Genomic DNA, 20,773 nt, shown 5'->3' with positions numbered 1-20,773 from the left:
CGCCTGCGCAGCCAGACGATTGAACGGAGTTTCGCCGATGCGAAAGAACTTCATGGTTTTCGATACGCAAGGCGACGCGGGCACCAGTCTGTCCAAGAACAAGCATATCTGACCGCCGCGACGCAAAACATCAAGAAAATGGCCCTCTTGCTTAGCAAGAGGGCCTAAAAATCAACTGGAAACCCATGTATTTCTGACTCGCCAATAGCCAGTCACATACAAAATGAGTTTCTCAACAAGCTGAGAAAACCGCTGAGATTCCTCAGCGGTTTTCGTCTTTATTGCCGTCGATGACGACGTCGAGTTTTCCAGTTTTCGGGTCGATGACAAGGCCGTGGACGGGAACGGTTTTATCCATCAAAGGATGATGGCGGACCATGTCGACGCTATGGCGTACGCTATCCGATACATTGTCGAAGCCTTTCAGCCATTCGTCGAGGTTAACGCCAGAGAATTTCATTTGTTCGATCGTACTTTCTTCAATGCCGCGTTCTTTCATCTTTTCGAGGATGCCTTCGGGTTTCACTTTCGCCATGCCGCAATCGTGATGGCCGATAATATAAATCTCATCAGCCTTCAATTCGTACACCGCGACGAACAAACTGCGCATGATGCCGCCAAACGGATGGTTAATGATAGCGCCAGCACTTTTAACGATTTTCACATCGCCGTTTTTGAAGTTCATCGCTTTTGGCAAGAGTTCAAGCAGGCGGGTATCCATGCAAGTCAAGATGACGATCCGCTTATCCGGGAGATTGGTGGTGATGAATTCCTCATAGTGTTTTTCTTCTACAAATTTTTCGTTGTAATCCAAAATCTCATTCAATAAAGACATCGTTTTTCCTCCTTGATGGTGGGGTGTAAGTCAGCGCGACATTTTCTCGAGCTGGTCAATCATGCCGAGCGAACGGCCGGTGCCAATCGCAACGGATTCTAGCGGGTCTGGGGCGATGTGGACCGGTACGGAAATTTCTTGCGCGAGCCATTCCTGCAAGCCTTTCAACAAAGCGCCGCCGCCAGAAATGACGACACCCTGGTCAACCATATCGCCAGACAATTCAGCAGGGCAATTCTCCAGTGTCGCTCGGATGCATTCGAGGATGGCCGACAAAGACTCGCCAAGTGCTTTTTGCATTTCGTCGGAACTCAATTCGATCGTCTTCGGCAATCCGCTTAAGACATCGCGTCCGCGAATATTCATCTTCTTCGGCTCGTGAGGAATCGGCGCGTAGCCGATTTCTTTTTTGATTGTTTCGGCCGTCTTCTCACCGATCAATAGATTATAATGCTTGCGCACATAATGGATGATGTCTTCATCCATCCGGTCGCCTGCAATCTTGATCGTGTTGGAAGACACGACGCCTCCAAAGGAAATGATGGCGACTTCTGTCGTACCCCCGCCGATATCGACGATGACCGAAGCGACAGGTTCCGTGATCGGTAAATTAGCGCCGATTGCTGCGGCTACGGTTTCTTCGATCAAGTGTACGGATTTGGCACCGCTTTGTTTCACGGCGTCGTGAATGGCTCGGCGTTCAACAGCCGTTGCGCCAGACGGGGTACAGACCATGACCTTTGGTTTGCGCAATGAACCACCTAGCTGTTTAGCGGCTTTTTGCATAACCAGTTTCAAGAGCTCACGGGTGACATCAAAATCGGCGATAACTCCTTCTTTCATCGGGCGCACGATGCGGATGGAATCAGGTGCTTTGCCAAGCATTGCTTTTGCCTCGGAGCCGATGGCAATGATAGCGCCGCTGCGGGCATCGAGGGCGACGATGGATGGTTCATTCAAAATGACGCCTTTCGACTTTGTATAAACAAGAATATTGGCGGTACCGAGATCGATCCCGATATCCGTTGCAGAAAACATGAATGAATTCCTCCTAATCGGTATAAACACTGCTTATTCAAATTTTATCACTTTTCTGTGAGATGTGATAGAGGGAGGAGAAACAGAAAAAAGCTCTGCCCCGCATATGCGAGGCAGAGCTTTTTTACTTAATGACGCTCTTTCGGAAGCGGATCAATATGCTCTGCATCATGGCTATGAAGCTCTTTGCCAAGAAAATGAAGCAGGGTGAAGAAGAACATGAAGATCACAGCCATGAATCCGAGGACAGCAGTAATACCGTAAAGCATGATGATAACCCCTCTCTAAACTGTAATTATCATACTCAGTATACATGAAAACGCATGGAAAATTAAGTGTCGAATTATCGACCTTTAAAACGCCCAGTTGCCGCTTCTGAAAATCGGTTCGCGCGTGCCATCTTCCAAAATGCCGTCGATGTCCATATCGGCAGAGCCGACCATGAAATCGACATGCGTGATGCTTTGGTTCAAGCCGTGCTCTTTTAATTCATCCGCTGACATCGTTTTGCCGCCTTCTAGGCAGAACGCGTACGCACTGCCAATCGCGAAGTGGTTGGACGCATTTTCATCGAATAATGTGTTGAAGAACAAAATGCCGGAATCTGAAATCGGCGATTGGTGCGGAACTAATGCCACTTCGCCGAGGCGGTGGGAGCCTTCATCCGTGGCAACCAATTCCTTCAACACTTCTTCGCCTTGTTCGGCGGACACATCGGTGATGCGCCCTTCTTCGAACGTAATTTTAAAGCCGTCGATGATATTGCCGCCATAGCTTAGCGGTTTGGTGCTCGAGACAAAGCCGTTGACATCATCTTTATGCGGCACCGTGAAGACTTCTTCCGTCGGCATATTGGCCATGAAAGTATCGCCTTTTTCGTTGACGGAACCAGCGCCTGCCCATAGATGGCCTTTTGGCAGTGCCACTTCGAGGTCGGTGCCTGGTGCCTGGTAATGAAGCTTGGCGTATTTCTTTTCGTTCAAATAATCGGCTTTGGTGTGGAGTGTACGGTCATGCTCCAGCCAAGCTTCGATAGGATCTTGCGTATCTGCGCGGACAGCTTTGAAAATCGCTTCCCATAAAGCATCCACTTGCTCGTTTTCCGGAAGGTCCGGGAACACTTTTTTCGCCCATTGCTCGGACGGAGCTGCAAGGACGCACCAGCTGATTTTATCGGACTGCACGTACTGGCGGTATTTACTCAGCGCTTGGCCAGTCGCTTTTTGGGACGCAGAAATGCGCTTGGAATCAATGCCTTTTAGCAAGTCCGGGCTTTGCGAAACGACGCTGATGAATGCTGCGCCTTGTTCAGCCAATTGTTCCCGCTCCTGGACTTTCCATTCCGGGAATTCCGCGAAAGAATCGTCCGGTGCTTTCTCGAAGCGCGTGCGGGAAATCACATCATCGCTCCAATCCACGAATACTTGCCTAGCACCTTCTTCGTAAGCTTTCTTGGTAATCAAGCGGACAAACGGTGCTGCATCTATGGAAGCTGCAATATACAATTTTTGGTCAGGCTGGATATTGACGCCTACCTTTACCGCTAACTCTGCATAACGAGATAACTTTTCATCAAATGTAGTCATTTCCAAAAACACTCCTCTCATCCTTTCTATAGTAGCAATATTCAAACGCATAGCGCAACAGTCGGATGCATGAAAGAAAAATGAGTTGCATCCTTGATTATAAAAGTTTAATATATAAACAAAAGTTTAAAAAAAGGGGGGTGAGCCAATGAATCTCAATGAACAGAAAATCTTAGCGTTGATTGAGTGCAATCCGTATTTGTCCCAACAAGAGATGGCAGATGCACTGGGAATTTCACGTCCTTCATTAGCCAACTTAATCTCCGGGCTTATCAAGCAAGGCAGGATTCTCGGCCGTGCATATGTACTGCCCGAGGAAAATGCAATCCTGTGCATCGGTGGGGCCAATGTGGACCGTAAATTTCACTTAAAAGCACCGTCTATCCACGGCACCTCGAATCCGGCAACGGTAACGAGAAGCGTCGGGGGTGTCGCGCGCAATATCGCCGAAAACCTGGGCCGCCTTGGGCACGAAGTTCAATTGGTATCGGTTGCCGGAGATGATCCGGAATGGCGTTTCATCGAAGAAGTTTCTTCGCCTTATATGGACACCGGCATGACTAAGACACTTTCAGAAGGCGCGACGGGCAGCTATACCGCCGTGTTGGAACCTGGCGGCGAGATGACTTTGGCGCTTGCGGATATGGACATCTACACAGAATTGACCCCGGATTACCTGGAGCAGCATCGCAGCAAGTTGATGCGCGCGAACTTATTGGCAGTCGACTTGAATTGCCCGAAAGAAACCGTAAAGTATTTGCAGAATTTAGCAGTGACTTCACAAGTGCCGCTTGCCATCATTCCCGTATCGGCCCCCAAGATGGATCGTCTAGGTGAAGATTTGAACGGGGTTTCGTTTCTGATCCTGAACCGTGATGAAGCAGCTCTCAGGCTAGGCATATCCATACACAATCAAGCCGGTTGGAGGCGTGCGGTCGAATTGCTTCTTGAACAAGGCGCCAAAACAGCGATTGTGACCGGCGGAAAAGACGGCGCCATGGCAGGAGATAAAAATGGCGTAATACATTTCCCGGCAATCGAAACACAGCAAGTGGAAGATGTCACCGGAGCTGGGGACGCCTTCTCGGGCGGCCTGCTTCATGCCTATCTATCCGGCTATGATTTTCATCAAGCGGTGCAGATGGGCATGCTGAATGCAGCGAAGACGCTCGCAAGCAGCCAGACAGTACGTCCCGAATTAACTGAAAAGGTGTTAACCAAAGAACTGGAGGAATTGAAATGACAAACATGATCAGCTATTCAACAGAAGTGCAAGAAGCCATCGAACAGAAAAAACCAATCGTCGCTTTGGAATCGACGATCATCTCCCACGGCATGCCTTATCCACAAAACGTGGAAACCGCGCGTGAAGTCGAACAGATTGTCCGCGACAACGGAGCCGTTCCGGCAACGATCGCGCTGATGGACGGGCAGATTAAAATTGGCTTATCGGATGAAGAACTGGAACTTCTGGGCAATTCACCGGACGTTGCGAAAGTATCCCGCCGAGACATCGGCCAATTGCTCGCGATGAAAAAAATCGGAGCGACGACGGTTGCCGCGACAATGATCTGTGCAGAGCTTGCTGGCATCCGCGTCTTTGCGACCGGCGGCATCGGCGGAGTCCACCGAGGGGCGGAAGCGACAATGGATATTTCGGCTGACTTGGAAGAGTTGTCGAATACAGGCGTTGCTGTCGTCTGTGCAGGTGCGAAGTCGATTCTCGACATCGGGCTGACACTTGAATACCTCGAAACAAAAGGTGTTCCGGTCATCGGCTACCAAACAGACGAGATGCCGGCATTCTACACACGCCACAGCGGCTTCCCGTTGAATTCCGGTTCGCAATCCACAGAAGAGCTAGCAGCTATCCTGAAAGCGCAATGGTCGCTCGGCTTGAAAGGCGGGGCAGTCATCGCCAACCCGATTCCACAGGAATATGCCCTTGATAAAGACTTTATTGATGGCATCATTGAACAGGCGATGGCGGACGCGAAAGCAAACGGCATCAATGGCAAAGACGTGACGCCATTCCTTCTAGGCAAAGTAAAAGAATTGACAGAAGGCAAGAGCCTAGTCGCCAACATCGAACTCGTTAAGTACAATGCAAAAGTCGGAGCGGAACTCGCCGTTTCCTATAACGCACTTTAAGGACAAATTGTGAAAAAAAAGACCCCTTGAGGGTCTTTTTTTATTGTTTGCAGGTGGTTCTGTTTTCAGGAGCTCTTTTTCAGGGTAAGGAAAAATAAGGAGTTGAAGCTCATGAAAACGGATGTGTTTATCGGTGGAGGGGGAATAGGCGGTTTGACGCTCGCATTGAAGCTGGCGCGGCGCGGTTTTGATGTCGTACTTGCCGAACGCATGGCTGTGCGCTCTCCTACCTATAAAGGAGAGTTGCTGCAGCCAAAGAGCATGCAGGTGTTTGATGGGCTAGGAGTATACGACTCGATTTGCGATCGTTCCAATGAAATCAGAGTACTCGATATGCTGGAACTCTCCAGCACATTGAAAGTGAAAGACCAATCATTCATGGATTACAACGTATTGCCTGGAAAATACAATGCCGCTTATATGATCCATCATGAAGAGCTGAAGACCATCATCCAGAAGGCGGCTTGTGAATACGAAAACTTCCATTACTTGAAAGGAACTGCTTGCAAAGGTTATACAGTGAACACCGCCATTCTTCAAAAAGGAAGTGAAAAGTTCGAAGTGGAAGCCAACTTTTTCTTTGGTGCGGAAGGGCGGTCGTCAGTGACCAGAAAAGCGATGAAAGTTGAAGTGAAGCAGACAACGTACAACCACCATTTTCTGACGGTAACGTTTCCTCGTGCCGAAAGTTTCACAGACGGCAAGATCATCTCAACCTACAATCGTTTCCTTGGGCTATTCCCGCTTCCCGATGACCAAGTACGCAGCGTCTATTTGATTCCGCCCGGGGATTATAAAACGCTGAAGGAAAAGCCCATCAGCCATTTCCATAAGCTCTATACCGATTTGGCACCGGCAGTGGACGGATATGTCCAGCGCTTGACCGACTGGAAAAAGATCCAGCTGATGATTCCCGTTATGTATCATGCTGAATCCTATGTAAAAGGCAATAAAGCGATTATTGGAGATGCGGCACATGCCGTCCATCCAATGGCTGGTGAAGGAATGAACATGGCGATACAGGATGCTGATGTGTTGGGGGAATTGACTGCGGATATGCTGGCTGAGGAAAAAAAAGATACAACCAACTTGAAGTGGTATGAAAAAGTGCGCTACCGCCGTGCAGACCACGTCATCCAATTAAGTCATTTGGCGGCGCTCGCCTATTCTTTCCCGTATCGTCCGGTCAGCTATTTGCGCCAACGTACTTTTGAGCGTATGGAAGAAGATCCAATTCTTCATTTTAAACAAATGCTAAATGTCTCTGGGCTTGGTTTATGGAAAGAGAATGTCCGGGACCGCTTTATCCAAGGCGGATTCATGCCGGTACGCGCGAAGGAATTGACAGAAGACACGAAAGAACTAAAATACTACAAACCGGAAGACGACTACCCGTGGAAAGTGGAGGGACTTATATGATCGATATAATGAAGATGGTGAAGGCAAGAACGTATATGAAACGCAATGAGCCCTTCCTTTACAGTTGGCATGCATATGTCGGCTACGAACTGGACTTATACAAGGCCTTTGAGCGCCCAATGACTCAATTCGACGTGGCAGATGCATTGTCACTCGATGAGCAATTACTGGCACAATGGGTAGCAATCGGCGTCTCGATCGGCTACCTGAAAGAGACCGAGCGCAACCGCTACCAAATAAAGAATCGCTGGAAATTGCCGAAATCAAAAGGCAATAATTCATCGGGGGTATTGCTGAAGGAAATGATGGAACTGCATATCCCGACACTTTTGGAATACCCGAAAATGATGCGCAACCAAAGCCGCCTTCACTTTGATGAGGATGAACATGCATCAACTGTCGCGGAAACGAGCCGTTTGCTTGAAGTATTGGCGTATCCGAAAATGGCTAAGCGATTGAAGGAAAAAGACTGCCACCGCGTGCTCGATATCGGCTGTGGGGAAGGCGGCTACATAAAGAAATTGGGCCAGCGATTCCCAACGACTCAATTTACGGGAATCGAAATCAGCGAGGAAGTCGTCGAAAAGGCGAAAGAACTGACAGTAAACCTAAACAATGTCTCTATTGAACAGGCAGACCTGTGGAATTACAAGCCTGAATCCCCGCAAGATATGGTCATGCTCAATAACGTATTGCATTACATCCCGCTCGAAAAGCGCCAGCCCTTATTCAAGGAAATTAGCAACTGGATCGCACCAGGCGGCATTTTCTCGATTGTCACCCCGATCGCCGGCGGCCCGGACAGCCCGCCGTTCGCCAATGTCTTCAATAGCTTCTTCTCGTCGTTCGACAATCTCTATCGGTTACCGAAAAGAGAAGAACTTATCGAATGGGGCGAAGAATCCAACCTGGAATTTCTTAGCCTCCGCACTGTCATCAAAGAAGGCGGCTGGTACATCGTGCAATATGAAAAGAAAAGCTGAGACAGCCGTGTAGACCCGACAAGCACAAGACGGTTTGCTGAAGCGGCGTTATTGGCCGCGTAAGCAAAATGGCCGTTATGACTCGACAGGCGTAAGACGAGTTCCCGAAGCGGCGCTCTTTGCCGCACAGGAGAGTCGGCTTATGACCCGAGAAGCTGGCTCTGCCAAAGCAAAGCACAAAAAAAGCCCTGAAGCTAAATGCTTCAGGGCTTTCCTTATTTGCGTAATGAACCAAGTTCAGAGGCAATGGCCTGCATTTCATTCGGGCTGAAATTATCGCGGTTTTTGACCATCTCGTAAATTTCACGCAAGTCTTCGTACTCGGAAGAATTGAAATGCTCCGCTTTCATTGCATCAACATTGACCATACGCAGTTTCGTTTTTATTTCCTCAATCATAAAATCGACGTTCTCAGGTGACTGTTTGGATAAATCCATGATCCATTCCTGCCTTTCGGGTGGGTATGCTTTATCATTTCATTATTCAAATGGAATGTCAATTGCCAGAGCGAGCCTGTTCTTTCTCTTCTTTGATCTTCGCCGTGATTTTCTTCGTCTCGTAAACGATGACGCCGGAAAGTCCGAGAAGGCCGATCAAGTTCGGGAATGCCATTAAGCCGTTCATGACATCAGAGAATGTCCATACAACATCAAGCGAAACGGTTGCACCGACAAATACCATCGTAACGAAAGCGATGCGGTAGACGATCAATAAGTTTGGATTCTTGAACAAGTACTGGAAACATTTCTCGCCGTAGTAAGACCAGCCGATAATTGTCGAAGAGGCGAAGAAAATCAGGCCGACTGCGACAATTATCGGGCCAGCACCGCCAAGGAACTGCTCGAATGCAGCGGTAGTCAGCGCAGCGCCTTCAAGGCTCTCATCCAAATACAAGCCAGACATGACGATTGTAATACCAGTGATCGAACAGATGATCAAAGTATCGAACAATACTTGTGTCATCGATACCAACGCCTGGCGACCAGGCATGTCGGTTTTTGCAGCAGCAGCAGCGATCGGTGCAGATCCAAGACCTGCTTCGTTGGAGAAGACGCCTCGTGCGACACCATAGCGGATGGCAGCACCGATGGCACCGCCTACGGCCGCTTCACCTGTGAAAGCGGCGCTGAAGATCGTGCCGATGGCTGTAGGAATGAGATCCATATTGAGGATCATGATGATGATTCCTGCAATGATATAGAATAAGGCCATGAATGGAACAAAAAATGCGGTAACTTTACCAATTGTCTTTATTCCGCCAATGATGACGACGGCTGCAAAAATTGTCAAGATGATGCCAGTGACCCATGTCGGCACAGAGAACGTATCGCGCACGACGGAAGCGACGGAGTTGGATTGTGTACCGTTTCCGATGCCGAACGCTGCAATCGAGCCGAATATCGCAAACAGCACAGCGAGCCATTTCTGTTTCAATCCGTGTTCGAGGTAATACATCGGCCCGCCAGCCATTTGGCCTTTTGGATCGACGATGCGGTATTTAACGGCGAGGACGGCTTCACCGTATTTGGTTGCCATCCCGAAGAATGCAGAAAACCACATCCAGAAGACCGCTCCAGGGCCGCCGAGAATGACGGCGGTCGCAACGCCCACGATATTTCCTGTTCCGACTGTCGCGGCCATCGCCGTCGATAAGGCCTGAAAATGAGAAATGTCGCCTTGCGCATCTTTATCCGGATTTTTGCTGAACGTCAGCTTTAATGCATACGGCAAAAGGCGCAATTGCAAGAGCCCCAAGCGTACAGTCAGGAAAATCCCAGTCCCCACCAAGAGAATCAAAAGCGGTGGTCCCCATACATAACCGCTGATCGTGCCTAGAAATTCTGTTAATGCCTCCATCTGTTCTCCCCCTTTTTATTACTCTCTTCTTTAGTATAATTCCTCCTGTAGTGTTAATATTCCGAAAGTTTTATATTATAGTCAAGTTATTTTTAAAAAATAATTTACGAAGTGTTTAGATTATGGATGAAGAGGGAAAAATTCGAAGTATGATAGAAACTATATTTTATACTAGGAGGAATTTGGAATGAGCCAAAACAAATTAATGACAGGAATAGTAGTAGGCGCGGCTGTAGGTGCACTAGTTTCACTTTTGGACCGTAATACGCGTGAAGATGTGATGGACAAATCGAAAAGAGCAAGCGATAACGCTAAATACTATGCAAGTAATAAAGATGAGTTGAAGTCCGCTTTTAAAGAACAGGCAGAACGTGCTCAAAATCTTTATGCCCGTATTTCCGAAGATGCTGCTTATGTAGGGGGAAAGGTAGAACAAGTGAAAAAGCTTGTCCCTGAAGTGAAAGAAGTAGCACAGGATGCAAAAGGCGCAGTGATGGAAACGAAAGAAGCGGTAATCGATACTAAAGAAGACGTTATGTCAGCGGTTAAAGAAGACAACCCGTCGCCGAGTTCTTCACTGACGGATGATTCTTCTTCAGCAAACGACTCTTCTTCAAACAATACCAACTCCCAGAACCAGAACCGCAACTAAGCGGTACAAGTTCATGGCAATGCCTAAAAAAGGCGGCCAGTCCCAAGTACGGAAACCGAAATATAACGTATTGACTGGCCGTGGATTTATAAAAGAATTAGGAATACGGATTAAAGACGTCGATGTGCAGGGACTCGGAGCGCAATTGGCGTTTTTTTTCCTATTATCGATTTTTCCGCTGCTGATTTTCCTAGTCACTTTGCTTCCCTATTTGAATCTGCCAAGGGAAGAGGTTTTTCTGTTTATGGAAGATGTCATTCCAGCAGAGGTGTATGCGCTGATTGAGCAGACCTTGAATGAAATCTTAACTGACCAAAACAGTGGTTTGTTATCATTCGGCGTGCTCGCGACAATCTGGTCAGCGAGCCTCGGGATGGATGCATTGATCAAATCCTTAAATGCTACATATGGAGTGAAGGAAAGCAGGCCACTATTAATCGCGAGGGGCATGTCGATTTTAATGACCATTCTGTTGATTATTATGCTGGTGGTAGCACTGGCGCTGCCGATATTCGGCCGCCAGATCGGGCTGTTCTTTTTTGCATTTCTCGGGCTTGAGGAAGGGTTCTTGGAATTGTGGGGAATGATCCGTTTCACCATTCCGGCCTTGATTACATTCATTGTATGTGCCGTGATTTATTGGCTGGCGCCGAATGTACGGATCAGTTTCTGGACAGTACTTCCTGGAGCAGCTTTCGCATCGCTCGGCTGGCTTTTACTGTCATTTTTGTTCTCCATTTATATCAATAACTTTGGTAATTTCTCGGCCACCTATGGAAGCATCGGAGGGATTATCCTGCTATTGCTGTGGCTTTACCTTTCCGCAATGCTGTTGATCATCGGCGGGCAGATCAATGCCGTCATGCAAGGAAGGCGGCTATCCAGAAAACGGCTGCATAAAAAGAAGACGGCAATCCCCAATAAATGAGGGAGAGCCGTCTTTTTTTATGGAATTTTAGACTTTTCGGTTGAGCGTGCGCAATCCGTTCAAGATGACCAAGATGGTGCTGCCTTCGTGACCGATAACGCCGAGCGGCAAAGAAATCGCCTGGAAAAAATTTGATAAAATGAGCACCAGTATGACAGCGACAGAGAAAAAGATATTCTGTTTGACAATGCGCTGCATTTTTCGCGCTAGCCGGATCGAGTAGGAAATGCGGGATAAATCATTTTTCATCAAAATAACATCCGCGGTTTCTAGGGCAATATCGGTTCCTTCACCCATCGCGATGCCGGTTGTCGCTGTCGCAAGAGCAGGTGCGTCATTAATGCCGTCTCCTGTCATCGCCACGTATTTGTATTGAGCTATTAAGTTTTTCAAGTGTAGCACTTTGTCGCCAGGCAGGCATTCGGCGATGTATTCATCAACGCCAGTCTCTTCTGCAATGGCTTTTGCGGTTTTGCGATTATCCCCGGTCAGCATAATGCAGTAAATGCCACTGTCCTGAAGTTCGGCGATGGTGGATTTGGTAATGTCGCGGACAGTGTCTTTTAACGCCATGGCAGCGAGTATGCCATGCCCATCCCTCACAAAAGTAACGGTTTTTCCTTGATTCGCCAGACTTTCGAGAATCCCGCCTTCAAAAGCATACGCTTCTTGCTCGCCGACAAAGCCGGGTTTGCCTATTAGGATTTCATCGTTATTGAATTGTGTTTGCAACCCGTTACCGGGCACATCCACGACTTGTAGATTGCGCAGCGGCTCGAATCCTTGCTGGATGACAAAATCGGTCATCGCTTTTGCGAGCGGATGGTTGGATTGAGATTCAATTCCTGCGACCAGCGCCATTACGTGTTCGCGATCTGCATCTTGACGGATGATGAAATCCGTCACTTCGGGTTTGCCACGAGTCAATGTACCGGTTTTATCGAATGCGATGGCTTTAATGACGCTTAAATTCTCAAGATGCGCTCCGCCCTTAAAGATGACACCGCTCTTGGCACCGTTGGAAATGGCGGCTAGTGTAGCAGGCATAATAGACGCAACCAATGCACAAGGCGATGCCACCACAAGCAGTACCATCGCCCGGTAGAAGGTTTCGTTCCAGCTCCAGCCAAAGAGAAAATGGGGCAGGAACAGCATGAGTGCGAAGACAATCAAGACAATTTTGACATAGCAGCCTTCAAAGCGTTCGATGAATTGTTGGGAGGGAGACTTCTCGCTTTCGGCAGATTGCACGAGCTCGATGATCTTTTGGAACATCGTTTCAGAACTCGGTTTGGTCATGATCATCGTAATCGAGCCGGACAAATTGACGGTGCCCGCAAACAAATTATCGTGTTGGTATTTGGACACCGGAATCGCTTCGCCACTGATGGCGGATTCGTCGACAGCGGTTTGCCCGGAGTGGACTTCTCCGTCGACGGGAATGCGCTCGCCAGGCCGGACGGAGACCAGGTCTCCAGTGTTCAATTCGCCGACAGGAACACGAATGGTTTCGCCGGACTCTTTCAGCAGCCATGCTTCGTCAGGCTGCATTTCCATAAGGGCGGACAGTTCTTTGCGGCTTTTGTTCATCGTATAAGTTTCAAGTGCGCCGCTTAACGCAAAGATGAAGATCAGGATAGCGCCTTCTGTCCAATAGCCGATGATGGATGCGCCGACAGCTGCCAGAATCATCAGGAACTCGACATTCAATTCTTTGTCTTCAATGGTTTTTTTGATGCCATATTTTGCCTTGGCGTAGCCGCCGATCACAAATGCCAGCAAATAGATGATGACAGAAGGAAGAGCGATATCCTGCAATTCCAGAATATAAGCGATAATGATCAGGATGCCTGATAACACCGCAGCGATCAATTCGATATGAGGCCGAACTTTATTCCACATAGCCACTCCTCCATCAAATAGTCAGATATCGGTAATTACTGTCAGTTTATCATATGATACCGTGGATAAAGGCTGGATTTAGCTTAATATTTCTTTGGTCGCGTTATTCTTTCGCGAACAAAAAAAGCCCTGAATCTTTAAATTAAAGTTTCAGGGCTTGGGGATTATTCGTTTTCAGTAGAAGGCCGGTTTTTGAACTGTTGCATTTTGCTATCCAGATCGTCGACCATGGCAATTAGCCGGTCAATATCTTCAAGCTCCGTGCTTTCCGGTTCAATGGCATCTAACACATCGAGGAACATGCTGAGCCTTTGTTTCATATAAGTCACTTGCTGTTCCTTATCAGTAATGGATTTTCCCATGGATTCCACCTCATTTCCATTGTATATAGTAGACGATAACTACAGGAATATCAATAGTACAGAAAAAATGAAGAAATAATAAAAAAATATTAATTGAATATTTACACTATTCAATTAATGTGGTATAGTGACATCAATCCTTTACGAGGGGAGGACAAGACGAATCACCAAACCACAACAGAACGCGATAGGAAAGAGGAGGCGATTCGAGCATTTAGGTGGTTTCACCGACAGTGCGATTATGGAAACGAACTGTAAACATAAAACATAAAGGCTCAGCCCGCAATCTGCCATGCAGAGACGGACTGAGCCTTTAATGTGTTTAAATCAATTCGTATGTCTCCACAATTTCGATTGTCTCCTCGACAGACCGGACCATCGAGCAATTTTTACGCGTCAATTCCATCACGCGGGGCATTTTCGCCTCGTTGATATCACCTTTAATGCGAAAATGCATGTGGACTTTTGAGACGCGATCCGCTTCTTCAGCAATGCGGACGATTTCTTTTACTTCCACTTCGATGTCTTCAGCCGGCATCCGTTGTTTATCCAGTACTTTCCGGATGATTCCTGCGCTGCAAATGGCCAGTGAAGAGACCAACAATTGATAAGGGCGGAAACCATACTCTTCATTGGTCGATACATGGAGCTCGCCAAAAGGCAAATGCCCGGTAAATCCGTGTTCATTCATGGAAAATTTCATCTTGTATCTCCTCCTTATGTTAAAATTGTATCGGAAACTTTCAAAAATAGAAAAGAACGTGCTCGTTCGAGGAGGCATTATGAAATATTTCTTATCAAGCGAACGTGCCCGATTCTGGATTTTGGTCGCCATCGTATCGATATCAGGATTTTCACAAGGCATGCTACTACCGCTCATCGCCGTCATTTTCGAGCAGGACGGCGTTTCGTCTGCACTGAACGGCCTCAGTGCAACCGGTTTATACATAGGCATTATCGCTGTTGCGCCATTTATGGAGCCACAGCTAAGAAAGTTTGGATTTAAACCGCTTATTCTCGTCGGCGGGGCAATGGTGATTCTCGCCTTGCTTGCGTTCCCATTATGGAAAAGCGTCTTGTTTTGGTTTGTCTTGCGCATTTTGATCGGTGTGGGGGACCAGGCGCTGCATTTTTCGACGCAGACCTGGATCACCAGCACTTCGCCTCACCACAAACTTGGTCGCAATATCGCGATCTACGGCATGTCGTTCAGTGTCGGCTTTGGTGCAGGCCCGCTTTTTGTGCCACTTGTCAAAGTGTTCGAAGCCTTGCCGTTCATCATTTCCGGTGTTCTCTGCTTGATTGCCTGGTCGTTGGTATTTTTCCTGCGCAATGATTTTCCGGAGCATTCTGCAAGTGTAGGAAATGGACGCTTCCTGCACTTTTTTAGTTCCATGAAAAAAGCCATAGGCCCCGTATTCAACGGTTTGGTCTGTGGCTTGAATTATGTCAGTGTTTCGGGATGTTTATCTGCATGCATTGCCATTTCAATGAAGAAATTGATTTCTTGATCGAATTGGCTGAAATGCTCGCGCGCAAGCTGAAACTTATTGGTGTACTTGATTTTATTTCGCTGTTCTTCAGGAAGCAGGTGGTTGATCCACAGTTCGGCTATTGCCGCTGGTTCACGGGAGGTGAGCGCATACAGTTCTGCGCCAATCTTTTCCCGCTGGCCGGGCGCACCGCTGCAAATAGTAATAAACGAGTAATCGGTTAAATCATCTTTTGACTTTTTGATAAAAGTCCGCATCGGCGACGCAATTTTTCCAGCCCAAATCGGAGCTAGCAAAATCACAGGGCTATAGTCACTCAAGTCAACATCCAGCGGTGCTAATCGGGAGTCGCGCTTGATGAGAAAATCCATCAAGATCGCTATATCTTTCCGTTTCTTATGTTCCTTGATTTCGCGTAATTCGCATCCGATCCGGCTTTGCAGTTCTAGTGCTAGCTTTTGATTGTTCCCGGAATGGGAGTAATAGATGATTAACGGCTTCATGACGATTCCTCCTGGATAGCTGATTTCACCTGGGCTCTGACAGTGGATGCTTTCAAAACCTATTGGCCGGCTAAAAATCAAATGCAATAGCTGGAGTGGGGCGAACGGGAAGCGCGTATCAAGGAGCAGAAAACATCTTTACTTCAAGGTCAACAAGCACACCGCTTCAACTTGAGAAGTCTGCGGGAACATATCTACCGGCTGAATGTATTCGACGCGGTAGATCTTCGTCAACCGCTGCAAGTCTTTTGCGAGTGTCGACGGGTTGCAAGACGTGTAGACGAAACGTTTCGGTTTTACTTTCAAGATGGTTTTCAATAAGGAATCCGCAAGTCCGGTGCGTGGCGGATCCACCGTCAATACATCCGGCACATACCCTTCCTTGCGCCAAGTATCGAGCCATTTTTCTGCTGTGCCTGTCACATAAGTCGCTTGGTGTCCTTGTTTTTTTGCGTTGGCTTTGGCATCGGCAATGCTTTCCGGAATGGTGTCCATGCCCCGGATTTCACGGGCGGAATCAGCTAACCAAAGGCCGATCGTGCCGACGCCGCAATATGCATCGACAACGGATTCCTTGCCGGTCAGTTTCGCTGCACGCTTGATTTCATCATAGAGTTTCACGGTCTGTTCCGGATTCAATTGAAAAAATGCACGAGCTGATAAATCAAATGACAATTCGCCGAGTTCTTCGTGGATGGTCGATTTGCCGAACAACGTACGCGTCGATTCTCCGAAGACTAATGAAGTTTTCTCAGTATTGACGTTTTGAACGATGGACACCAAGTTCGGGTCGATTGCGCTCAGGCGTTCGACGAGTACTTTTTCTTTCGGAATATCTTTACGCGTTGTGATGAGCACCAGCTGGATTTCACCGGTTTTGACCGCCGTCCGGACAGCGATCGTCCGGACGAGCCCTTTCATCGATTTGCCGTCGTAGATGGATAAGTTCAATTCTTCGATGATGCGCTTCGCAGCATTAGTGATTTTCACCGTGTCCGGATGCTGCACGAGGCATTGTTCGATATCGAGCAATTGTTGGGAGCCTTCCGCAAACAAGCCAGCCATCACTTTGCCGTCTTTCTTGCGTGTTTGGAATTGGCTCTTATTGCGGTAATGCCAAGGGTCGTCCATGCCGATCGTCTCGCGTACTTGGATATCCGTCCCGCGTAAATACCGGTCGAGTGATTGCAGTACCAGGTCGCGTTTCTCGACGAGCTGTTGGCTATAGGACAAATGCTGCAATTGGCAGCCGCCGCATGTTTCAAAGATTGGGCATGGCGGCGTCTGGCGGTGTGGAGAAGATTTACGGATTTTTAGGATCCGGGCCTGTGCAAAATTATGTTTCACGATGGTCACTTGCGCGGTAACTTCTTCGCCTGGCAACGCGCCAGGCACAAACACGACATTGCGTTTGAAAAAGCCGACGCCTTCTCCGTTGATGCCGAGTTTTTTAATGGTTAAGGGAAACTTCTGTCCCATTTCAATGATTGGTTTTTCAGTCATGCAGGTCACGTCCTTCAGTTGGTCATCCCATCATTATACGCTTATTTGTATATGTCAGCCAGTGCTTCCGGCAAATTCGGGAACTCGAACTTGAATCCGTGGTCAAGAAGGACGGTCGGCAGTGCCCGCTGGCCTTCCAGCACAAGCCGGCTTTTATCGCCGAGTGCAGCTTTCAATGCAAACGAGGGAGCAGGGATCCAGTGCGGCCTGCCGAGCGCACGCCCGATTTCCTTGCCGACCGTTTTCATACGCTGCGGATTCGGCGCTGTCACATTGAACGGGCCAGTGAGTTCTTTCTGTTCAATGGCGAACAGGATCGCGCGCGCGGCATCGCGGACGTGGATCCAAGACAGCCATTGCCTGCCAGTGCCGACTGTGCCGCCAGCGAATAGCTTATACGGCAGCGCCATTAACGGCAGCGCACCTTGTTCTTTTCCAAGCAAAATGCCAAGGCGTGCATATGCAGTTCGGACGCCATCGATTTGTGCTTGTTCTGCCAGTCCTTCCCATGCCAATACCGTTTCAGCAAGAAAATCATTGCCGTATTCGCGGTCGGCTTCAGTATAAGTTTTGTGTTCAGAAGCCGGATAAATCCCGACGGCGCTTGCGTTGACGAGCACGTCTGGTTTTTGCTCCAGTGCAGAGATGATACGCAGCACTTCTTTTGTCGCCGATACTCGGCTGTCATAGATTTTCTTTTTTTGCTTGTCCGTCCACAAGCCGTCGTTGATCGAAGTGCCGGCCAAGTTGACGAGCGCGTCGATGCCTTCGAGTTGGGCTTCCGGTCTTGCTCCGTCAGAAAGCCACTGGACATAAGTGATTCCCTGTTCCTTCGGCTTATCTGAACGTGTTAAAATATATACTTCGTGGCCTTTTTCTTGCAGTAATTGTGTCAAGACTGAACCGAGAAATCCAGTGCCGCCTGTTATTGCTATTTTCATTTCCATCGCCTCCATTTCTATCCCATACCCAAATCGAGCGAAGCATATGCCAAGAGAGCATGTAAAGTGTATAATGGTAGGAGAAGCGAGGGGAAATTGATGCCGATCATTACGAAAATAACCCGCGGAAAAAACAATCCGGAACGCTATAATATTTATTTGGAAGAAAAATTTGCGTTCAGTGTTGACGAAACCTTGATCATTCGCTACCAATTGACCAAAGGGAAAGAACTCGACCAGTGGACGATCGAAGAAATGAACTTTGAGGATGAAGTCCGCAAAGCATTCAATAAAGCGTTGCATTACCTCGGCTTCCGCATGCGCAGCGAAGGAGAAGTCCGCAAAAAATTGAAGGAAAAGGAATTCGGTGAAGCCGTTATCGACGAAGCGGTCAAGAAGCTTTACGAACTCAGCTTCCTCGATGACCAGCAGTTTTCAGAAGCACTGCTCCGGACGCAAATCAAATCCGGTAAAAAAGGGCCGCGCGCAATCCAGCAGGACATGCAAAAGAGAGGAATTGATAAGGCTATGCAAAAAGATGTCTTAACCAATTACAGTGAAGAAGAGCAGCTTGAAGTCGCCACAGGCCTTGCGGAAAAAATCGCCGCAAAAGAGCAGTCGAAAACGCCGAGCCAGGTCAAACAGAAAATTAATGATTCATTGATGAGAAAAGGGTATCCTTACGGGATCATCAAGCAAGCGATCGAAACCCTGGATCTTGAACGCGACGGAGACCAATGGCTCGATAGCGTTCGCCAGCAAGGGGACAAATTATGGCGCAAGCACGAAAGCAAAATGTCAGGAAACGATCTTAGCCGGAAAGTGAAGCAAGGACTTTATCAGAAAGGCTTCCCGGGCGATGTGATCAGCCAGTACATCGAAGAAAAGGAGCTTGAAGATGAGTGAACATAAACCATACTCACAAATGGACGAGACGGAGCTGCGCAATGAAATCGCCCGCCTGAAGGAAAAAGCACGCAAGGCGGAGCAGCTCGGCATCGTCAATGAATTCGCGGTGCTCGAGCGCAAAGCCATCATGGCGGCATCGTTTCTGTTGGATCCAAAAGACTTTAAACCCGGGGAAGTCTACCGTGTGGAAGGCGACCCGAACGTCTATTTCCAAATTGATTACTTAAAAGGCAATTTTGCCTGGGGTTACCGTATGGGCGGCGATAAGCACACAGAAGCGCTGCCGATTTCCATGCTGCGTCCATTAAAGGAAGGGAAGTGAATCGATGAAAGAAGTTATTGAACAGTTAATCATCGAACTAAGAGAAAAAAATCCGGAGCTGTCGGATGACAAAGCCCGGACATGGATCGAATTATTGGTGTCTGATTTTGAATCTTCATACGCGAAAGCGGGGTATGATTACCAAGGCACAGCGGTGGTTGAGAAAGTCGTGCGCCAATGGATTGAAAGCTACGGCGACAAAATCCACGAATTTGCGGGGAACAATCCGAAGTATGCGCATCTTTTGCATGATTCATAAGCGATAAAAAAACGGCCAGGGACGATTGCCCTGGCCGTTTTTCTGTTCAGTTATGGCTGAAATCGAGCTTTTTCCTCAATTTGTCTTCGCTGAAGATCCATCCCGTATAGGAATTCAGGATGTTATGGTCTTCATCCAAATGGGCAACAGCGACAAATGGATAGTAATCATTGCTGCGGTAGCGCAAGTCGATCAAACGCACTTCGTAAATCTCCCCATATTGATTGATCTCCCAGCGATACAGCGGAGAAAACGACACGAAAGCATCCAAATTCTTGTCTTTCATCGCCGTCTGGATCAAAGCATTTTCAGGCATCGGTTTTTTCAAAAACTTGTCGTAGATGTTGATCGAGCGCCCGTAAGCCTGGCCGACATAATGATGGCGGTCCGTGTCAGCTGCGATACGCCATTGGAAATAGCGCATCGTCGGCGCGACGAAGACATCGTTGGTACCTGGGATCGTATTGCGTATCGCTTGCTTGATCGCTGACTGGAGCGCGAAGCGGGAGATATAATAGAACAACAAGATGATATACAATATGCTCATCGTCCACACAGGGTCGGCTCCGAATGCCCAAATCATCAAAGCTACAATGTGCGCGCCGAAAATAATCGGGTCAAAGGTGTTGATGACACCAAGTGCCACCCATTGATTGGAAAATGGCCGGAGCGCCTGTGTGCCGTATGAATTGAATATATCCACAAAGACATGCAAGAATACGGCAAGAAAAGTCCAAAGCCATAAATGAAGAAGATTGGCTTCCGGGAAAATAAGGTAGATGGCACCTGAAAGTAATAAAGGCCACGATAGTACAGCTGGCACCGAATGCGTGATCCCTCGGTGGTGGCGTATATAAACCGCATTGTCACGAAGTTTCAAGACGGTATCGATATCGGGGATTTGTGAGCCGATAATGGTGCCGGTCATGACGGCAGTCCATGTGGCTGGATGGGCGGCGACAACTGGGTCGGCCGTTGCCAAACCGCCGAGTGCAATGCCCATGACGATATGTGTTCCTGTATCCATCGACGCATCCCCCCTTTGTTGCGAGCTTTTATAATATCTTGTCAGCCCGCCATTTGATAAAATAAGCATATTCCTTAAGTATACATACCCGCTTCAGGGCCGG

At 48.1% G+C, this 20,773-nt stretch carries 23 protein-coding genes and 1 pseudogene; 11 read left to right on the top strand and 13 right to left on the bottom strand.

The genetic code is table 11. The annotated features are described in order from the left end of the window. Positions 1 to 168: transposase (locus KTG14_RS16560; RefSeq protein WP_216971918.1), on the top strand; the 168-nt coding region annotated here is incomplete at its 5' end. 94 nt (positions 169 to 262) lie between these two features. On the opposite strand, the gene KTG14_RS16555 is transcribed toward KTG14_RS16560, so the two are convergent. The 4 genes from KTG14_RS16555 to KTG14_RS16540 all read right to left on the bottom strand — a co-directional run bounded on the left by KTG14_RS16555 (position 263) and on the right by KTG14_RS16540 (position 3,459). After that, positions 263 to 835, bottom strand: coding sequence for a beta-class carbonic anhydrase (locus KTG14_RS16555; protein WP_216971915.1), 573 nt, complete (start codon positions 833 to 835; stop codon positions 263 to 265). 30 nt (positions 836 to 865) lie between these two features. Further along, complete coding sequence (gene mreBH / locus KTG14_RS16550) at positions 866 to 1,873, bottom strand: rod-share determining protein MreBH (RefSeq protein WP_216971914.1); 1,008 nt, start codon at positions 1,871 to 1,873, stop codon at positions 866 to 868. A 128-nt stretch (positions 1,874 to 2,001) separates the two neighbouring features. Next, entirely contained in the window at positions 2,002 to 2,142 is a 141-nt protein-coding gene (locus KTG14_RS16545) for a hypothetical protein (protein ID WP_167358028.1), read from the bottom strand. An 84-nt stretch (positions 2,143 to 2,226) separates the two neighbouring features. Then, positions 2,227 to 3,459: an aminopeptidase gene (locus KTG14_RS16540; RefSeq protein WP_216971913.1), complete on the bottom strand. Its 1,233-nt coding sequence runs from the start codon at positions 3,457 to 3,459 to the stop codon at positions 2,227 to 2,229. Between the two features lie 148 nt (positions 3,460 to 3,607). Between KTG14_RS16540 and KTG14_RS16535 the strand changes: the two genes are divergently transcribed. From KTG14_RS16535 to KTG14_RS16520, 4 genes are all read left to right on the top strand, one after another. Continuing rightward, a complete protein-coding gene (locus KTG14_RS16535) occupies positions 3,608 to 4,702 on the top strand; it encodes a carbohydrate kinase (protein WP_216971912.1) in 1,095 nt (364 codons plus the stop codon). Then, positions 4,699 to 5,610: a pseudouridine-5'-phosphate glycosidase gene (locus KTG14_RS16530; RefSeq protein ID WP_216971911.1), complete on the top strand. Its 912-nt coding sequence runs from the start codon at positions 4,699 to 4,701 to the stop codon at positions 5,608 to 5,610. Before KTG14_RS16535 ends, KTG14_RS16530 begins: the two co-directional genes overlap by 4 nt. 111 nt (positions 5,611 to 5,721) lie before the next feature. Then, a complete protein-coding gene (locus KTG14_RS16525) occupies positions 5,722 to 7,029 on the top strand; it encodes an FAD-dependent oxidoreductase (protein ID WP_216971910.1) in 1,308 nt (435 codons plus the stop codon). Next, positions 7,026 to 8,012 carry a class I SAM-dependent methyltransferase gene (locus tag KTG14_RS16520; RefSeq protein WP_216971909.1) on the top strand — a complete coding sequence of 329 codons (987 nt, stop codon included), beginning with the start codon at positions 7,026 to 7,028 and terminating at the stop codon, positions 8,010 to 8,012. Before KTG14_RS16525 ends, KTG14_RS16520 begins: the two co-directional genes overlap by 4 nt. Before the next feature lie 215 nt (positions 8,013 to 8,227). Here KTG14_RS16520 and KTG14_RS16515 read toward each other — a convergent pair whose 3' ends face one another. Together KTG14_RS16515 and KTG14_RS16510 are read right to left on the bottom strand one after the other, a co-directional pair. After that, entirely contained in the window at positions 8,228 to 8,449 is a 222-nt protein-coding gene (locus tag KTG14_RS16515) for a DUF1128 domain-containing protein (RefSeq protein ID WP_068489107.1), read from the bottom strand. A 58-nt stretch (positions 8,450 to 8,507) separates the two neighbouring features. Continuing rightward, the gene (locus KTG14_RS16510; protein ID WP_216971908.1) at positions 8,508 to 9,869 is read right to left on the bottom strand and encodes an alanine/glycine:cation symporter family protein; all 1,362 of its coding nucleotides are present in this window, start codon (positions 9,867 to 9,869) and stop codon (positions 8,508 to 8,510) included. A gap of 187 nt (positions 9,870 to 10,056) precedes the next feature. On the opposite strand from KTG14_RS16510, the gene KTG14_RS16505 reads away from it, so the two are divergent. Beyond that, positions 10,057 to 10,521: a YtxH domain-containing protein gene (locus KTG14_RS16505; RefSeq protein ID WP_216971907.1), complete on the top strand. Its 465-nt coding sequence runs from the start codon at positions 10,057 to 10,059 to the stop codon at positions 10,519 to 10,521. 13 nt (positions 10,522 to 10,534) lie between these two features. Further along, a complete protein-coding gene (locus KTG14_RS16500) occupies positions 10,535 to 11,449 on the top strand; it encodes a YihY/virulence factor BrkB family protein (RefSeq protein WP_216971906.1) in 915 nt (304 codons plus the stop codon). 27 nt (positions 11,450 to 11,476) lie between these two features. Here KTG14_RS16500 and KTG14_RS16495 read toward each other — a convergent pair whose 3' ends face one another. The 3 genes from KTG14_RS16495 to KTG14_RS16485 all read right to left on the bottom strand — a co-directional run bounded on the left by KTG14_RS16495 (position 11,477) and on the right by KTG14_RS16485 (position 14,416). Beyond that, positions 11,477 to 13,351, bottom strand: coding sequence for a heavy metal translocating P-type ATPase (locus KTG14_RS16495; protein ID WP_216971905.1), 1,875 nt, complete (start codon positions 13,349 to 13,351; stop codon positions 11,477 to 11,479). A 164-nt stretch (positions 13,352 to 13,515) separates the two neighbouring features. Further along, entirely contained in the window at positions 13,516 to 13,713 is a 198-nt protein-coding gene (locus tag KTG14_RS16490; protein ID WP_211653630.1) for an SE1561 family protein, read from the bottom strand. A 322-nt stretch (positions 13,714 to 14,035) separates the two neighbouring features. Continuing rightward, positions 14,036 to 14,416 carry an OsmC family protein gene (locus tag KTG14_RS16485; protein ID WP_216971904.1) on the bottom strand — a complete coding sequence of 127 codons (381 nt, stop codon included), beginning with the start codon at positions 14,414 to 14,416 and terminating at the stop codon, positions 14,036 to 14,038. 79 nt (positions 14,417 to 14,495) lie between these two features. Here KTG14_RS16485 and KTG14_RS16480 point away from each other — a divergent pair. Beyond that, positions 14,496 to 15,098, top strand: a pseudogene (locus KTG14_RS16480) (MFS transporter); the annotation flags it as partial. A 59-nt stretch (positions 15,099 to 15,157) separates the two neighbouring features. On the opposite strand, the gene KTG14_RS16475 reads toward KTG14_RS16480, so the two are convergent. From KTG14_RS16475 to KTG14_RS16465, 3 genes are all read right to left on the bottom strand, one after another. After that, on the bottom strand, positions 15,158 to 15,709 hold the full coding sequence (locus KTG14_RS16475; RefSeq protein ID WP_216971903.1) for a flavodoxin family protein: 552 nt from the start codon (positions 15,707 to 15,709) through the stop codon (positions 15,158 to 15,160). A 138-nt stretch (positions 15,710 to 15,847) separates the two neighbouring features. Then, complete coding sequence (rlmD, locus tag KTG14_RS16470) at positions 15,848 to 17,212, bottom strand: 23S rRNA (uracil(1939)-C(5))-methyltransferase RlmD (RefSeq protein WP_216971902.1); 1,365 nt, start codon at positions 17,210 to 17,212, stop codon at positions 15,848 to 15,850. A 41-nt stretch (positions 17,213 to 17,253) separates the two neighbouring features. Beyond that, the gene (locus KTG14_RS16465) at positions 17,254 to 18,153 is read right to left on the bottom strand and encodes a TIGR01777 family oxidoreductase (protein WP_216971901.1); all 900 of its coding nucleotides are present in this window, start codon (positions 18,151 to 18,153) and stop codon (positions 17,254 to 17,256) included. A 99-nt stretch (positions 18,154 to 18,252) separates the two neighbouring features. Between KTG14_RS16465 and recX the strand changes: the two genes are divergently transcribed. The 3 genes from recX to KTG14_RS16450 are packed head-to-tail and all read left to right on the top strand — an operon-like array spanning position 18,253 to position 19,643. Further along, on the top strand, positions 18,253 to 19,059 hold the full coding sequence (recX, locus tag KTG14_RS16460) for a recombination regulator RecX (RefSeq protein WP_216971900.1): 807 nt from the start codon (positions 18,253 to 18,255) through the stop codon (positions 19,057 to 19,059). Beyond that, entirely contained in the window at positions 19,052 to 19,384 is a 333-nt protein-coding gene (locus KTG14_RS16455; protein WP_101189900.1) for a YfhH family protein, read from the top strand. The genes recX and KTG14_RS16455 overlap by 8 nt, the downstream gene beginning before the upstream one ends. A 4-nt stretch (positions 19,385 to 19,388) precedes the next feature. Continuing rightward, positions 19,389 to 19,643 (top strand): YfhJ family protein, encoded by a 255-nt coding sequence (locus KTG14_RS16450; RefSeq protein ID WP_068461180.1) that lies wholly within the window; start codon positions 19,389 to 19,391, stop codon positions 19,641 to 19,643. 46 nt (positions 19,644 to 19,689) lie between these two features. Here the strand turns inward: KTG14_RS16450 and KTG14_RS16445 are convergent, their stop codons facing one another. Next, the gene (locus KTG14_RS16445; RefSeq protein WP_216971899.1) at positions 19,690 to 20,670 is read right to left on the bottom strand and encodes a metal-dependent hydrolase; all 981 of its coding nucleotides are present in this window, start codon (positions 20,668 to 20,670) and stop codon (positions 19,690 to 19,692) included. Positions 20,671 to 20,773 lie beyond the last annotated feature (103 nt).

Origin of the sequence: Planococcus sp. CP5-4_YE, assembly GCF_019042655.1 — a bacterium.
In the GTDB taxonomy this organism is placed as follows: domain Bacteria; phylum Bacillota; class Bacilli; order Bacillales_A; family Planococcaceae; genus Planococcus.
The sequence above is the reverse complement of the archived record's forward strand: the minus strand, read 5'-3'. Positions and strand labels throughout refer to the sequence as shown.

Excerpts from the sequence above, each read along its gene's own strand:
- mreBH (WP_216971914.1), bottom strand. The coding sequence starts at position 1,873 with ATGTTTTCTGCAACGGATATCGGGATCGATCTCGGTACCGCCAATATT.
- KTG14_RS16475 (WP_216971903.1), bottom strand. The coding sequence starts at position 15,709 with ATGAAGCCGTTAATCATCTATTACTCCCATTCCGGGAACAATCAAAAG.
- KTG14_RS16450 (WP_068461180.1), top strand. The coding sequence starts at position 19,389 with ATGAAAGAAGTTATTGAACAGTTAATCATCGAACTAAGAGAAAAAAAT.
- KTG14_RS16500 (WP_216971906.1), top strand. The coding sequence starts at position 10,535 with ATGGCAATGCCTAAAAAAGGCGGCCAGTCCCAAGTACGGAAACCGAAA.
- recX (WP_216971900.1), top strand. The coding sequence starts at position 18,253 with ATGCCGATCATTACGAAAATAACCCGCGGAAAAAACAATCCGGAACGC.
- KTG14_RS16525 (WP_216971910.1), top strand. The coding sequence starts at position 5,722 with ATGAAAACGGATGTGTTTATCGGTGGAGGGGGAATAGGCGGTTTGACG.
- KTG14_RS16515 (WP_068489107.1), bottom strand. The coding sequence starts at position 8,449 with ATGGATTTATCCAAACAGTCACCTGAGAACGTCGATTTTATGATTGAG.
- KTG14_RS16530 (WP_216971911.1), top strand. The coding sequence starts at position 4,699 with ATGACAAACATGATCAGCTATTCAACAGAAGTGCAAGAAGCCATCGAA.
- rlmD (WP_216971902.1), bottom strand. The coding sequence starts at position 17,212 with ATGACTGAAAAACCAATCATTGAAATGGGACAGAAGTTTCCCTTAACC.
- KTG14_RS16510 (WP_216971908.1), bottom strand. The coding sequence starts at position 9,869 with ATGGAGGCATTAACAGAATTTCTAGGCACGATCAGCGGTTATGTATGG.
- KTG14_RS16490 (WP_211653630.1), bottom strand. The coding sequence starts at position 13,713 with ATGGGAAAATCCATTACTGATAAGGAACAGCAAGTGACTTATATGAAA.
- KTG14_RS16520 (WP_216971909.1), top strand. The coding sequence starts at position 7,026 with ATGATCGATATAATGAAGATGGTGAAGGCAAGAACGTATATGAAACGC.
- KTG14_RS16535 (WP_216971912.1), top strand. The coding sequence starts at position 3,608 with ATGAATCTCAATGAACAGAAAATCTTAGCGTTGATTGAGTGCAATCCG.
- KTG14_RS16455 (WP_101189900.1), top strand. The coding sequence starts at position 19,052 with ATGAGTGAACATAAACCATACTCACAAATGGACGAGACGGAGCTGCGC.
- KTG14_RS16495 (WP_216971905.1), bottom strand. The coding sequence starts at position 13,351 with ATGTGGAATAAAGTTCGGCCTCATATCGAATTGATCGCTGCGGTGTTA.
- KTG14_RS16465 (WP_216971901.1), bottom strand. The coding sequence starts at position 18,153 with ATGAAAATAGCAATAACAGGCGGCACTGGATTTCTCGGTTCAGTCTTG.
- KTG14_RS16555 (WP_216971915.1), bottom strand. The coding sequence starts at position 835 with ATGTCTTTATTGAATGAGATTTTGGATTACAACGAAAAATTTGTAGAA.
- KTG14_RS16545 (WP_167358028.1), bottom strand. The coding sequence starts at position 2,142 with ATGCTTTACGGTATTACTGCTGTCCTCGGATTCATGGCTGTGATCTTC.
- KTG14_RS16505 (WP_216971907.1), top strand. The coding sequence starts at position 10,057 with ATGAGCCAAAACAAATTAATGACAGGAATAGTAGTAGGCGCGGCTGTA.
- KTG14_RS16485 (WP_216971904.1), bottom strand. The coding sequence starts at position 14,416 with ATGAAATTTTCCATGAATGAACACGGATTTACCGGGCATTTGCCTTTT.
- KTG14_RS16540 (WP_216971913.1), bottom strand. The coding sequence starts at position 3,459 with ATGACTACATTTGATGAAAAGTTATCTCGTTATGCAGAGTTAGCGGTA.
- KTG14_RS16445 (WP_216971899.1), bottom strand. The coding sequence starts at position 20,670 with ATGGATACAGGAACACATATCGTCATGGGCATTGCACTCGGCGGTTTG.